The sequence below is a fragment of the Bacillus sp. PK3-067 genome, from assembly GCF_056738645.1.
The window spans coordinates 173,576-188,080 of the sequence record NZ_CP096490.1; the positions used below are offsets into that span (position 1 = coordinate 173,576).

Annotated in this window: 14 protein-coding genes and 2 riboswitches; of the genes, 11 read left to right on the plus strand and 3 right to left on the minus strand. The window is 35.9% G+C overall.

The genetic code is table 11. The annotated features are described in order from the left end of the window. Window positions 1–26: 26 nt before the first annotated feature. Window positions 27–141, minus strand: a riboswitch (SAM riboswitch). An 80-nt stretch (window positions 142–221) separates the two neighbouring features. Beyond that, a complete protein-coding gene (locus M1D73_RS01015) occupies window positions 222–1,130 on the minus strand; it encodes an NAD(P)-dependent alcohol dehydrogenase (RefSeq protein ID WP_000643882.1) in 909 nt (302 codons plus the stop codon). Window positions 1,131–1,275: 145 nt separating this feature from the next. Here M1D73_RS01015 and M1D73_RS01020 point away from each other — a divergent pair, with 145 nt between their 5' ends. The 5 genes from M1D73_RS01020 (at window position 1,276) to M1D73_RS01040 (ending at window position 7,292) form a co-directional block, all read left to right on the plus strand. Beyond that, complete coding sequence (locus tag M1D73_RS01020; protein ID WP_000720094.1) at window positions 1,276–2,040, plus strand: DUF6612 family protein; 765 nt, start codon at window positions 1,276–1,278, stop codon at window positions 2,038–2,040. Window positions 2,041–2,151: 111 nt separating this feature from the next. Beyond that, window positions 2,152–3,588 carry an FAD-binding oxidoreductase gene (locus M1D73_RS01025; protein WP_000715435.1) on the plus strand — a complete coding sequence of 479 codons (1,437 nt, stop codon included), beginning with the start codon at window positions 2,152–2,154 and terminating at the stop codon, window positions 3,586–3,588. Continuing rightward, complete coding sequence (locus M1D73_RS01030) at window positions 3,585–4,118, plus strand: MFS transporter (RefSeq protein ID WP_000222361.1); 534 nt, start codon at window positions 3,585–3,587, stop codon at window positions 4,116–4,118. The genes M1D73_RS01025 and M1D73_RS01030 overlap by 4 nt, the downstream gene beginning before the upstream one ends. 78 nt (window positions 4,119–4,196) lie before the next feature. Next, window positions 4,197–5,915 carry a DUF3981 domain-containing protein gene (locus M1D73_RS01035; protein WP_000674047.1) on the plus strand — a complete coding sequence of 573 codons (1,719 nt, stop codon included), beginning with the start codon at window positions 4,197–4,199 and terminating at the stop codon, window positions 5,913–5,915. A 117-nt stretch (window positions 5,916–6,032) separates the two neighbouring features. Further along, the gene (locus M1D73_RS01040) at window positions 6,033–7,292 is read left to right on the plus strand and encodes a multidrug effflux MFS transporter (protein ID WP_224200803.1); all 1,260 of its coding nucleotides are present in this window, start codon (window positions 6,033–6,035) and stop codon (window positions 7,290–7,292) included. Between the two features lie 33 nt (window positions 7,293–7,325). On the opposite strand, the gene M1D73_RS01045 is transcribed toward M1D73_RS01040, so the two are convergent. Next, window positions 7,326–7,772, minus strand: coding sequence for a hypothetical protein (locus tag M1D73_RS01045; RefSeq protein WP_000282860.1), 447 nt, complete (start codon window positions 7,770–7,772; stop codon window positions 7,326–7,328). Between the two features lie 273 nt (window positions 7,773–8,045). Between M1D73_RS01045 and M1D73_RS01050 the strand changes: the two genes are divergently transcribed. Beyond that, entirely contained in the window at window positions 8,046–8,549 is a 504-nt protein-coding gene (locus M1D73_RS01050; RefSeq protein WP_000756525.1) for a hypothetical protein, read from the plus strand. Window positions 8,550–8,565: 16 nt separating this feature from the next. Here M1D73_RS01050 and M1D73_RS01055 read toward each other — a convergent pair whose 3' ends face one another. After that, complete coding sequence (locus tag M1D73_RS01055; protein WP_000371388.1) at window positions 8,566–8,781, minus strand: DUF3951 domain-containing protein; 216 nt, start codon at window positions 8,779–8,781, stop codon at window positions 8,566–8,568. Window positions 8,782–8,948: 167 nt separating this feature from the next. After that, window positions 8,949–9,054, plus strand: a riboswitch (SAM riboswitch). Window positions 9,055–9,190: 136 nt separating this feature from the next. Here M1D73_RS01055 and M1D73_RS01060 point away from each other — a divergent pair. Genes M1D73_RS01060 through M1D73_RS01080 form a run of 5 tightly spaced genes read left to right on the plus strand, consistent with a single transcriptional unit; the run spans window position 9,191 to window position 14,490 of the window. Further along, window positions 9,191–10,108, plus strand: coding sequence for an ABC transporter permease (locus M1D73_RS01060; protein WP_000289336.1), 918 nt, complete (start codon window positions 9,191–9,193; stop codon window positions 10,106–10,108). A gap of 16 nt (window positions 10,109–10,124) precedes the next feature. Then, window positions 10,125–11,129: an ABC transporter permease gene (locus tag M1D73_RS01065; protein ID WP_121868637.1), complete on the plus strand. Its 1,005-nt coding sequence runs from the start codon at window positions 10,125–10,127 to the stop codon at window positions 11,127–11,129. Continuing rightward, on the plus strand, window positions 11,086–12,096 hold the full coding sequence (locus tag M1D73_RS01070; RefSeq protein WP_121868638.1) for an ABC transporter ATP-binding protein: 1,011 nt from the start codon (window positions 11,086–11,088) through the stop codon (window positions 12,094–12,096). Before M1D73_RS01065 ends, M1D73_RS01070 begins: the two co-directional genes overlap by 44 nt. Further along, window positions 12,093–12,866: an ABC transporter ATP-binding protein gene (locus tag M1D73_RS01075; RefSeq protein WP_121868639.1), complete on the plus strand. Its 774-nt coding sequence runs from the start codon at window positions 12,093–12,095 to the stop codon at window positions 12,864–12,866. The genes M1D73_RS01070 and M1D73_RS01075 overlap by 4 nt, the downstream gene beginning before the upstream one ends. A gap of 13 nt (window positions 12,867–12,879) precedes the next feature. Next, on the plus strand, window positions 12,880–14,490 hold the full coding sequence (locus tag M1D73_RS01080) for a peptide ABC transporter substrate-binding protein (protein WP_481157984.1): 1,611 nt from the start codon (window positions 12,880–12,882) through the stop codon (window positions 14,488–14,490). Window positions 14,491–14,505 lie beyond the last annotated feature (15 nt).

Below are 14,505 nucleotides of genomic sequence, written 5' to 3' on the forward strand. Positions count from 1 at the left end.
GTGCCGAATAGACGAAATAGATTCCTCTCTTATCTTCCAAAACGAAAACTCGTTTTGCAGGAATTAGCACCTTAGCTTATACGTCATAAGCTCGGTTGCCGGGCATCATCGGGCCAGTCCCTCCGCCACTCTTGATAAGAGTATGTGTATGTAGTTTTTTAGTATGGTACTAATAGTAAATCTTACAAAAAGAATTGTCAATATTGTTTTCTGAATATATTTTATTTTAAGGTAATCGAAACGTTTCCTTTTTTATGCCCTTTTTCCACATACATATGAGCTTCAGCAATTTCTTCTAATCGGTAAGTTCTATCAATAACAGGTTTTAAATGTTCTGTTTCAGTTAGTCTTTTTAGTAGAATCATATCCTCTTTACTTACTTTTGCCATCATTCCATTCACAGATACATATTTTCCATTAGGCGCTAATACTTGTTTACAAAGGGATTTTTTATGCTTCCCAACTGCATCAAATATAATATCGTAACGCTCGCGCCGCTTAGTAAAATCTTCTTTCGTATAATCAATCACTTTATCCGCTCCTAAAGATTGCACTAGTTCAAAATTTGAATTACTACAAACAGCTGTAACGATCGCACCAAAATATTTAGCGAGTTGTATGGCAGCTGTTCCTACTGATCCAGAGGCACCATATATGAGAACTTGTTGCCCCTTTTTTATTCGGCCTTTTCTCAGAAAATGCAACGCTGAAGTTCCACCAAAAGGAATAACTGCCGCTTCTTCATACGTTACATTGGTAGGTTTTAATGTTATTAATCCACTTTCATGCACGCATGTGTATTCGGCATAACCACCAAGATTTAGTTCTGTTAATGCAAAAATTTGATCTCCTTTTTTAAATTGAGTTACATCTGTCCCGATCTCCTCTATCTCTCCTGCTAATTCTACGCCAAGTATAGGGTTTCTCGGTTTTCTAAGTCCTAATATAAGTCGCATAGGAATCCAAAATAATAGAGGGCTATTAAATCCGCGTATTCTACAATCTCCAGTCGATACACTTGTTGCGTGAATTTTAACTAATACTTCGTTCTTTTTAGGTATAGGTTTCTCTATATTTTGAAGCTGAAGAACGTTAGGTGGTCCATACTGTGTGCAAATGATCGCCTTCATAATGTCCTCCTGAAATGAGTTGTCTTTATTTACATCATATTTAAGATCTTTATTAAACATGTCGCTATATAGTGAGTATAGATTAAAAATTATATAGATTTCATAGGAAAAGAGGTGATATTATTTTGGGAAAGGGGGCAACAATATGAAAAAAATTATTTTTGTTTCAAGTTTAGTACTTGCAATCAGTCTAGGGGTAGGGTGTAGTAATGAGAAAACAGCAAAGACGGATGAGCCGAAAAAAGAATCCGTTCAAAAAGAAAAGGAATTAACGGCGAAAGATGTTTTCAAGAAAACGAATGAAGCTTTTAAAAATGAAGAACATGTAACGATGACATATGGTGTAGGGGTAAAAGCTGAGGGAACTGAGATGGATATATTAAAGGCTAAGATGCAATTAGAGCCAAAGACAAAGAATTCTCGTTCTGAAATGAATATTTCCGGTACAGATGTTGTAGTGTATACTGTGGATGGTAAAGTTGCTGGTGAGGTAAAAAACCCTAATACAGGAGAAGTTGTAACCGTACCAGAGGAGCAATTAAACGCTGGTGGAATGAAAGCGACTCAAGATATTATAGATAAATTAGAAGTACCGGAAGTAGTTTTAGATAAAATGAAGCTGGAGAAAAGCGGAGATAAATATAAACTGAAATTTACATTAAAAGGGCAAGAAACAGAAAGTATGTTAACTAGCATGGATGAAACGCAGAAGAAAATGTTACAAGCACAAAATGCGAAGATAGAAGAAGTGGATGCAGAATATATCATTACAAAAGATTTTAAATATGAATCAGCAAAGATAGACATGATTATGAGTAGCAATGGCAAGGATAAAGCACACATTATTACGAACGCAAAATATACGTCGTATGAAAAGTTTGACCCAATACAATTGCCAGCAGCAAAGTAACAGTTTTGATAAGGAGGGACCTAAAATAAGGTCCCTCTTTTTTGTATTCTTTCTTCATAGGAAAATAGGTACAATATAAAGAGGAAAAGATGTAGAAGAGGAGAGTGTCATTTGAAAAAAGGAAAGATAGCGGCGGTCATTGTTGCATATACGGTTTTGCTTGCAACGTCTGTACATACGTATAAAAAACAAATTGATCATCCTATTATGAGTGATGTAGGTAAATTGCTTCCGACAAAAATAAAACGTGTTGAAAGTGCTACGGAAGAGCGCTCGTTAATAAAATTAGTGCGAGATGCAAAAGTTTCAGGAGAGAAAATTTCCATTGCAGGCATGCAACATAGCCAAGGAGGACAGACATATTATCCAAATGGCACGATGCTCGATATGAAAGGATATAATAAAATACTAGAATTTGATCCAGAGAAGAAGCAGATTACAGTTCAAAGTGGTGTCACGTGGAATGATATTCAGAAGAAAATAAATCCATATGGCCTTGCGGTACAGGTCATGCAGTCTCAAAATATTTTTACTGTTGGTGGTTCATTAAGTGTAAATGTACACGGGCGTGATATTCGTCATGAGGCACTAATTGATACAGTAGATTCATTTAGATTGTTAATGGCAGATGGCACGGTACGTAATGTAAGTAGAGAAGAAAATGCAGAGTTATTTCCATATGTCATTGGGGGTTACGGTTTATTTGGAGTTATTTTAGATGTGACGCTGAAGTTAACAGATGATGAATTATATGAAATGCACACGAGAATGATAGATTATAAAGAATACGTATCTTATTTCAAAGAGAAAGTGAAAAGAGATGAAAATGTTCGTATGCACTTAGCGCGTATTTCTGTTGCTCCAAATTCATTTTTAAAAGAGATGTATGTGACAGATTATACTTTGGCACAAAATCAAAATATGAGAGAAGAGTACAGTGAATTAAAGGAAGAAAATATTATAGCGGTACCGAAATTTTTACTTGGATTATCACGTTATAGTGATTGGGGAAAGGATACATTTTGGGATATACAAAGAGGTTATTTTGAACGTACAGATGGAAAGTATGAGACGCGTAATAATGTTATGAGATCAGATAGTGCTTTTATGGAATATGAAAATCCAAATAGGACCGAAGTGTTACAAGAATACTTTGTGCCTATAGATGCTTTCACGGAGTATATAGATGATTTACGTAACGTATTAAATGAAGAAGAGTTTAATTTACTCAACATTACGATTCGTTACGTGGAAAAGAATGAAAATGCAGTTTTGTCCTATGCGAAAGATGATATGTTTGCGCTGGTTCTTTTAATTAACCAGGGACGCTCAGAGAGTGAGATAAAGAAAACAGAGGATGTCATTCGGAAGATGATTGATGTTACTTTAAAGCATAACGGTAGTTACTATTTGCCGTACTATTCTTATCCAACGAAAGAGCAGTTAAAGAGGGCATATCCTCGTATTGAAGAATTTCTCAAGAAAAAGAAGGAAGTAGATTCAGAAGAGAGATTTGTGAATTTATTTTATAGGGAGTATACGAAATGACATATAGAAGATTTGTGGCTTCGCAAAGTATCATCATGATGGCAGGAAGTATGGTATTTCCTTTTTATATATTATTGCTTCGAAACGTTGGAAATAGCTTCTCGCAATTTGGCTGGGCGTATGGCTTATTTGCTTTAACATCAGCACTTGTATATCCACTAGTGGGAAAGATATCTGATCAAGTAGGTGATAAAAAATTATTAATCATATACGCTTGGTCCATGGCAATCTTAATGCTTTGCTTTCCGATTGCCACGGAAGTATGGCATGTATATATTCTTCAAATTGTAATGGGCATTTTAGGTGCTGTGCAGCGTAATACTGAGAAGACTTCGTTAGCACGAAAGGTTGCGCAGGAAAAGGCTGGTTATGAGATTGGAAAATACCATGTGTGGACATCCATTGGCGGAGCAGTAGCGGTTATTGCCACGGGATATTTAGTAGATTTCTTTACGATTGGTACAATTTTTTATATTGCATCTATTCTATATGTAGTGAGCGGGATTGTATTAAGTAGTAAAAAAATATAACTATTCCTATTTTCACCTTAATACCCTTTATTTGTTATACTAAAAGGGAATACAAAAGAAAAGGGGACAGTGCCTTTGATGAAATTTGTAGTTTTAGCTATTCTTACTTTGTTTTTGATTCCATGGACAAGAAGTAGTAGTAAGCTTCGAGCAGTGGATAAGAAGGGAGATAAGAAGGTTGTAAAGGGTAAGAAATCATCTATTTTAGTTATTCCTGTTTTATTTTGGATAGGTATTGCAATCTATGAATACTTTTGGCTAATTGATGATCGGGTAGACTCGATTCTTACTCATTATTCTGTTGCAGTAGCAATTTTAATTGGGCTTGTTTTATTTTCACAAGATCAAATAGGGAAATTAGAAGGCACATTAAAAGGACTTCTAATGTTTATTTTACTCGCAAGTTACGGCTACTTTGGTTATTTGCATGATATAGTAATCTCGCAAAAGAAATATGATTCTGTTGTTAAGGTAGAGAAAGATATTTCAGAGCCATTTACTGAAAATGACCAGCCGTTTACAGTGCCGCCAAAGACAGCGGAGAATAAGATGAAAAAAGTATTTGGTGATATTCCAAAAGTAGCTTATTTTGAGCTAGGAGAATTAACGCCACAAATGGTAAACGGCGAGGCTTTATATGTAGCGCCGATTGAAGTTTCAGGATTTTTTAAAGCGCGTAAAGCTGAGACAATTCCAGGGTACGTAACGATGTCAGGTACGAATCCTGATGCGGAAGCGAAACTGCACCTCGGTTATAAAATGAAATATGTGCCAAGCATGTTTTTTGGTAATAATTTAGAGCGTGTGGTAAGGCAAGCAGAACCAAATTTAATCTTTAAAGGAAAACCTAAATTTGAGGTTGATGATAAAGGAAAACCATATTATACAATGACGTATGGTGAATTTATTTCAGGAAGATCTGGATTTGAGGTAGAAGGTGTTGTCGTAGTAGATGCACAAACAGGTGAAGTGAAAAGATATGATAAAGGAAAGGCACCTAAATTTGTTGATGGTGTATTAAATCATGAGACTGCATCTACGTTAAATACGTACTTTGGTAAATATATTCACGGATTTTGGAATACGAAATTCTCACAAACAGATATGAAAATTCCGACTGAGTGGGGAACGAAAGAAGGCGTGACCCCGATCTTTGGTAAAGATGGAACACTGTATTATTTTACAGACTTTACTTCTCCAAAAGAAGGAGTAGATTCAGCCCTAGGCTATTCATTAGTAGATGCACGCACAGGCAAGCTATATTACTATAATGGAAAAGAAGTAAAGGGGATTATGGATGGTTCAGCAGCTACAGAAGTAGTAGATAATTCCTTTAAGAGAGAGAAATGGCATGGGACAATGCCTGTCATTTATAACGTATACGGTAAACCAGCTTGGATTATTCCGGTTGTCGATGACGGAGGCCTAGTACGTGCACATACAGTTGTATATGCTGCTAATGCAAAAATATTTGCGACAGGTTCTTCGCAGAAAGAAGCGCTTGAGAATTATAAAAACGTAATGAGCGGTAATGGTGATACATTTAGACCAACCTCAACAGGAAAAGAAGCGCAAAAAGAAGGTATTGTACAACGTGTATATAAAGAAAAATCAGGTGAAAATACAATCGTGTACGTACTTTTAGAGAATGAACAAAAGGTATTTATGATACCGGTGAAGAAATTCCCATATGCTATGTTTACAGAAGTAGGAGACCCAATTCAAATTACATATTTAGATACGGGAGAGATGATGTCCTCAGTATCTAAATTTACGAATAGCAATGTGAAAAAGTAAAGCGATAGAATTTCTATCGCTTTTTTTACATTATGAAAGAGGAAAATGCGCTGTACTTGACGTATGTTTATGATGTAACTATAATTGTTACGATTCAGTTTGTATAGGAAAGGGTGAATTGAAAAAGTGAATGAAGTTAATCACGAAATATATAAACCTGTAAAGGCAAACAGGTTATGGATGATTCTTGTATTAGGAACACTTACGGCGATTGGACCATTATCTATTGATATGTATTTGCCTTCATTACCGAAGTTAACGGATGATTTGCAAACAGGTGCATCCCTCGCGCAGCTTACATTAACAGCTTGTTTGCTTGGGCTGTCAGTAGGACAATTATTTGTTGGCTCAATTAGTGATATTTACGGAAGACGCAAACCTCTTATTATTGCTCTTATTATTTATGTTGCTTCTTCTTTACTTTGTGCTGTTGCGCCATCTATTTGGACATTAGTGTTATTGCGCTTCCTACAAGGAGCTTCAGGATCAGCCGGGATTGTTATATCACGTGCGATGGTACGTGATATGTATTCAGGTTCTGAAATGACGAAGTTTTTCTCACTGCTTATGTTAGTAAACGGAGCAGCACCTATTTTGGCACCGATTATTGGGGGGCAATTATTACAGTTTACAACGTGGCGCGGTGTTTTCATCGTTCTTGGAGCAATAAGTGTATTCATGTTAATCTCAGCTACTTTTGTATTGCGTGAAACATTACCTCCTGAAGAAAGAGAAACGGGTGGTTTGTCAGGGACTTTGGCGACGTACGGAAAATTGTTAAAGGACCGTCTATTTATGGGATATGCATTGTCACAAGGATTAGTAACAGCGGCAATGTTTGCATACATTTCGGGCTCACCATTTGTGTTGCAGAACATATACGGAGCATCACCACAGCAATTTAGTTTATTCTTTGCGATTAACGGCATCGGTATTATTATTGCTAGTCAGGTAACGGGTCGTTTAGCGGGGAAAGTGAATGAGAAGACATTATTTGTTGCTGGTATTATTATCGCAGCTGTTGGTGGCCTATCTTTACTACTGACAATCGTACTAGGAATAGGTTTAATCGGTGTTTTATGTTCGTTATTCCTTGTCGTATCAAGTGTCGGGGTTGTATCAACAACTGGGTTTTCATTAGCGATGAGAAATCAGAAACAAGCTGCAGGAACAGCATCAGCTTTATTAGGCTTATTACAGTTCATTTCAGGAGCTCTTGTTGCGCCGCTAGTAGGTATCGGTGGAAGTAATACAGCATTACCGATGGGGGTTGTTATTGCGCTTTGTGAAGTAGGAGCAGTGTTATGTTATCTATTTATGGCCAGAAGAAGTGAGAAGCAGTTTGAACTGCAGCAAAAACAAAATTTAGAGGCTTAACAAAAAAGAACTGATTCAAAGGGAATGTTTGAATCAGTTCTTTTTTTCATTTCTTTGAAATACCTCATACATATTATTCATGATCGTATCATATAAAACAGCAAGTTTATCCCACACCCAGCGATTACTATCGACTTCTTTTTCCCCACAGTCGATAATATCGGTATGGTCAGTAATTTTATACGCTTTTTTAACGATAATAGGAGCAATCTTCGGTATACGTGGGATTTCCTTTAAGGTATCTGCAAAGTTTCCAATGTAGACATGACCGATGATTTCGATTGTTAATGATTTATCCGATATATTGAGCACGGTATGAAATTGATTTGTATGTTGTTGTTTTAAATATTGAGCTAACTTAAATGGAGCATGCTTCTTCTTTAATACGCGGCGAAGGCTCTCTGTATTTTCGATATGAAGTGATTTTTCGCGAATAAGGACACGAATATCTTCTCCCATAAAAGGTATTGTGTTGTACATAGATGATTCTCCTTAAAACCTTACATATGTTTGCGTTATGCATATGTAAGTCTAGCATGGTTTGTTCTTTATGTGTGCTTACAGTTTTGTAAGGTGAGTAGTAAAGCAGTGCAAAAGTTATTTGTATAAAGTGACGATACTGTGACAAACATGTTGGTATACATGTTACGATGTCGTCTTAAGTGTAAAAAGTAGGATGTTCTCGGTATAATAACAAGTGGAGATAAAAGAAACTATAATGAGTAGTAGCTGTAGATAAAAGGAGAAGAAGAGATGAAGAAGGTTTTGGGTATTGCTGTAATGGGAAGTATGATCCTTCTAGCAGGATGTAATGGAAATAAGGATACGAAAGAACCGAAAGAAAAGGTAGAGCAATCTACAGAACAAACAGAAGAAATGAAAGAATACCTTGCAGTACATGAAAAATACGATTTGAAAATGAATAAAGAAATTAATAATGCACTGCAGTTATTTGAAGTGGCAAAAGAAAAGGGCGGTAAGGAAATAACGACTGCTACATATAAAGAAGATGTGCAAAAGGTAACAACGAGCATGTTAGAAGATATTGATCATATACGAAAAGAAATTCGTGTTCCGAAGTCGAAAGAGCAAGAACATGAGGTATATGTCGGTTTCTTGAATGAATCGGAACAAGCAATGAAAAAATTACAGAAGTTAGCTAAAGAAGAAGATTCATCGTTGATTCGTGATATAGAAATTAATTTTGCAACAGCATCGACATACTATAAACGTTTTCAAGCAGAAACGAAAAAATAACCTTGCCTATGCAAGGTTATTTTTTCTTCTTGCCATCTCCATCTTCATCCTCGGATACTAATATCTTCTGTTCTTCGTGAAATTCGGAAATAGTTTGCCCGGTAATATTATCGAAAGGGGTATAAAAAGAAGTGATACTTTTCTTTTTGATGAAGAGTTTGTAGAAGCCGATGATGACAAGTATAACGATTGTTAAGGGTAATCCTATAGTAGCTAGAAGTAAGGGGTCCATCTTATAACTCCTTTCATATCTTTTTTTATTATAAGCGAAATACGATATAGATAAATAAAAGTATTGAAAACTGATTTTTCTAAATATATCCAATTTGATTGACTTTTCATTTTTTCAGAATTATAATTCGAAATATACAATTTGAACCAAATAATAATATAGCAATTTACTTATCCAGAGAGGTAGAGGGACTGGCCCTATGACACCTCAGCAGCGGGTTCTGTAATAGGAACACCGTGCTAATTCCAGCAAGCAAGTCTTGAAAGATAAGTGATGGGCCTTTGTTTATTAAGCCTTGATCTTATTTTTTAAGATCAAGGCTTTTTGTATTCTAAAAAGAGAAAAGGGAGTAATGGAAAGAGTACGTTTATAAAACTAAGTAAATATATGTGTTTAGGGGGTTATTAGGGTGTATGTAATTAAAAAATTATCAGTTATGGTGTTCACGCTATGGGTTATTACGACGGTGACATTTCTAATTATGCATATTATTCCGGGGGATCCATTTTCATCAGATGCAAAAGTCTTTCCTGAAGAAGTGATCCAAAACATGAGAGCGAAGTATCACCTTGATGAACCGTTATGGAATCAATATGTTGCTTATTTAGACGGCGTAGTTCATTTTGATTTTGGTGAATCTGTTCAATCAACCGGGCAAGGTGTATCAGAAATTATAACAACTGGTTTTGGTCCATCAGCAATTATTGGTTTACAAGCACTTATTATTTCATTGCTAGTCGGAATTGCTGCAGGTACATTTGCTGCTCTCTATCATGGGAAGGTAATTGATTACGGTGTAAGTTTACTTGCCATCCTCGGTATTTCTATTCCGAGCTTTATTTTAGCACCACTATTTATACAAGTATTCGCTATTCAATTCGAGCTCTTACCAGTAGCTTCTTGGGGTACATTTGAACATACGGTATTGCCATCCTTTGCATTAGCGTTAGGACCAATCGCAGTGATTACAAGATTTGTTCGCTCTAATATGATCGAAGTACTGCAGAGTGATTATATTAAGTTAGCGAGAGCGAAAGGTATACCGATTAAGAAGATTATTATAAGACATGCTCTTCGAAATGCAATTGTTCCGGTACTTACATTTGTTGGACCATTAATGGCGGGACTTTTAACAGGTACTTTCGTTATTGAAAAGATTTTTTCAATTCCTGGTCTCGGAAAATATTTTGTAGATAGTATTTTTAATCGAGATTATCCAGTGATTATGGGAACAACCATTTTTTATAGTGCACTTTTAATTGTATGTATTTTTATTACAGATATTATTCATCGTATTGTTGATCCACGTATTCGTTCTATTACGTAAGGAGGGGGATGTTTAGATGGGAGCTTATGAAATTAATGACCAGTTATTAACAAATGAAGAGAAGAAAGAATTAACGATAAATAAAGATCAGCAAAAGATTAGCCGAAAGAAAGAAGTGTTTCGTAAGTTTGTATCGAATCCAATCGCAGTTTTAGGATCAGTGACATTATTACTCATTATTGTTTTCTCACTTGTTGGTGAAAGTTTAACGCCATTTACTGCGAGTGAACAAGTAAAAGAGGCAACAAACTTACCACCTAGTAGTGAGCATTGGTTCGGAACAGATGATTTGGGAAGAGATATATGGGCACGTACTTGGGCTGGCGGGAAAATTTCATTAACAGTTGGATTAGTGGCAGCTGCTCTTGATATAGGACTTGGTGTGCTAATCGGAGGATTTAGTGGATATGTGAGAGGGCGCAATCCCCTTGGGACATTAATTGATGAGTGGATTATACGAGGAATCGAAGTGTTATACGGTATCCCGTATTTATTAATTGTTATTTTACTATTAATTGTTATGAAACCAGGTCTTTTTACCATTATTATCGCCCTTGCATTAACAGGATGGATTGGTATGGCACGTCTCGTTAGGGCGCAAGTCTTATCTTTAAAACAAAGAGAGTTTGTTATTGCAGCGGAGCGATTAGGTACATCCCATATGAAAATTATATACGGGCATTTAATTCCGAACTTAACGGGCATTATTATCGTAAATTTATCATTTACAATTCCCGCAGCTATTTTCTCAGAATCATTTTTAAGCTTTATCGGACTAGGAGTGCAATCACCGGCAGCAAGCTGGGGGACGATGACGAATGATGCACTTGGGACATTATTGAGTGGAGAATGGTGGCAGCTATTCTTCCCAGCAATCATGATTGCGCTCATTATGTTCGCATTTAATGCGATTGGTGATGGTTTACAAGATGCAATTGATCCAAAAATCGTAAAACGGAATCGAAAGGAGAAAAAACATGGGACAGCTCTTATCTTTAGAAAACGTAACGTTAGCCGTTGAAAAAGAGAATAGTAACCAAGCAATTGTGAAGCATGTTTCCTTTTCTATTAGCGAAGGTGAAATAGTTGCACTTGTAGGAGAAAGTGGTTCAGGGAAAAGTGTTACAGCACAATCTATTATCGGCTTAAATCAAGAATCAATTCATATTGATGATGGAAATATATCTTTTGAATCAAAGGAATTAACGAATCTACAAGAATCAGAATGGAATCAAATTCGAGGGAAAGATATTTCGTTTATCTTTCAAGACCCACTTTCATCTTTAAATCCGACGATGAAGGTGGGAAGGCAAATTACAGAGGTGATTTTGCAACACGAAAAGAAATCGAAAAAAGAAGCAAAAGAAATTACGATTAACTTATTAAATGATTTAGGGATACATGAAGCAGAGAAACGCTTTGAACAGTACCCACATCAATTAAGCGGAGGCATGAGGCAACGTATTTGTTTAGCAATCGCATTTGCCTGCCACCCCAAACTCGTTATTGCGGATGAACCTACGACAGCATTAGATGTAACAATTCAAAAGCAAATTATGGAGTTATTAAAGGAAAGAAAGGAAAAGCAAAATACGAGTATTTTACTAATTACGCACGATTTAGCACTTGTACGTGAAGTAGCGGATCGAGTAGTTGTGATGTATGGAGGACGTGTTGTTGAAAAAGGAACGATAGAGGAAGTGATAGGTTCCCCTAAACATCCATACACAAAAAGCTTATTACAAGCAATTCCGAATATGGATGATTCTGAAAAAGTATTACGTGCAATAGAAGGGACGACACCTTCCATTGAGACGTTAAATAGCTTTGGTTGTCCTTTTGTAAATCGTTGTCCAGTAGCGATAAAAGAATGTATTCATCGTTTCCCAGAGAGAACAACATATTCCAAGGAGCATAGTTCACATTGCTGGCAACATGTTCTGGAGCATAATAAAGCGAAATCAAAAGAGAAGGTGAATGCCTCATGACGACAGATTTAATTACTGTAAAGCAAGTAACGAAAACGTATGGAAGTAAAAATAAAGAAATCGCAGCGTTAAAAGATATATCACTTTCTATCCCGAAAGGAACAACGCTTGGCATTATTGGAGAAAGTGGTTCAGGAAAAACAACACTTGGTAAGCTCATAGCTGGGATTGAGAGCCCAACGTCTGGTGAAATTGATTATAACGGTCAAGTCGTTCACAAGTTGAAGGCAACTCATAAACGCGATTTCTTACAGAAAGTACAGTTTATTTTTCAAGATTCCACAGCAGCATTAAATTCGCGCTGGAAAGTACGCGATAGCGTAACGGAAGGCTATATTTCATTTGGTTTAGGTGATAAAGGATTGAAAGATAAAGTAGCAGGTGATGCGCTAGAGCGTGTTGGGTTAGATAGACGATATATTGATCGCTATCCGCACGAATTTAGCGGAGGACAACGTCAACGAATTGCTATTGCAAGAGCGTTATTGTGTGAGCCGGAAGTATTAATTCTTGATGAACCAATTTCGGCATTAGATGTTTCGCTTCAAATCCAAATTGTGCACTTGCTGCAAAAAATTCAAAAGGAACAAGGTTATACATATTTATTTATCGCGCACGATTTACCGATGGTTCACTATTTATGTGAAAAAGTAGCTGTCTTATACAAAGGAGAACTTGTTGAATTTGGAAATACGGACGAAGTATTCCGTAATCCACAACATTCTTATACAAAAACACTATTGGCATCAACACCAAAAATTTCAGGTTAAAGGAGAATGTAGGATGAAGAAGTTTTTACTGTTTGTCATTATGACTGTTTTAGCAATTACTTCTGTCGCTTGCGGTAAGAAAGAGACGCAAAAGGCGAGTGCTGGTAAGGGAGAAGGAGATCGATTAGTAACGAATATTGGTAGCGATCCATATACACTTGATTCCGCTATTGCGACAGATAGTACTTCAGGTTATGTAATTGGACATTTATTCTCAAGCTTATATACGCAAGATAGTGATGGAAAATATCAAAATGAATTAGCAGAGAAAGAAGAAGTAAATGCTGATGGAACTGAGTATACAATTCATTTAAAGAAAGATATTAAATGGTCAGATGGTTCTCCTATTACAGCAAATGATTTTGAATTTGCATGGAAGCGATTATTAAATCCGAAAACGGGTTCTATGAATGCGACAGAAATGTATTTTATTAAAGGGGCAGAGGCATACAATACTGGAAAAGGTGAAGAAGGACAAGTTGGTATTCAAGTTGTTGATCCTCAAACATTAAAGGTAACACTTGAGCACCCAGTGTCTTCCATTAAACAAAAATTAGCAAGCTCATTATTCATTCCATTATCAAAAAAATCAATTGATGATAATAATAAATTAAAAACAGATCCAAAAGAGTTAATTACGAACGGACCATTCACATTAAAAGAATGGAAGCATAATCAGGCTATTACGGTACAAAAAAATAAAGAATACTATGATAAAAAGGTAACATTAAAAGAAATTGAGTTTCGTATTATTCCAGATTCTAAAACAGCGTACCAATTATACAAATCAAAAGAATTAGATTTACTAAGTAGTTTACCGCAAGAAATGATTGAGAAAGAAAAAGGAAATAAAGAATATAAACGTGTTGCAGGATTTTCATCTTATATTTATTCGTTTAACGTAGAAAAAGAGCCGTTCACAAATGCGAAAGTACGTAAAGCATTCTCATTAGCAGTTGATCGTAAGTTTATTGTTGAAAAACTGTATAAAAACAATGCACAAGAAGCAAATGCATTCGTTCCAGAAGGAGCAAAAACACAAAGTGGGCGTGATTTCCGTAAAGAAAAAGGTGGTTACGTTAAATTTGATCCAGCAGAAGCGAAAAAATTATTAGAAGAAGGTATGAAAGAACAAGGCTGGTCTACATTACCTGAAGTAACATTAAAATTCACTACAGATACACATCATAAAAAAGTAGCAGAAGCGATGCAAGAAATGTTTAAGAAAAATCTTGGCGTAGATATTAAATTAGAAAATAAAGAGTGGAAGAGTTACATCGACACATATAAGCAAAGTGATTTCCAATTAGCTTATATGGGATGGGGCGGTTCTCTATTAGACCCAATTACTAAATTAGATTTATATGCAGGTGATGGTCCAAACAATTATGCAAAATGGCATAATAAAGAATTTGATGCTTTAGTGAAGGAAGCAGAAGTAGAACAAAATGAAGATAAGCGTTTTGATTTATTGCATAAAGCGGAAGATATTATGTTTACAGATTCACCATTAATTCCAATTATATTCCCGTCGGATTCCTATTTACAAAAACAAACGGTATCTGGACTTCAATATTATGTTGGATCTAAACCAGATTTAAGATATGCAAAAATAAAGAAGTAGGCAACCGCCTACTTC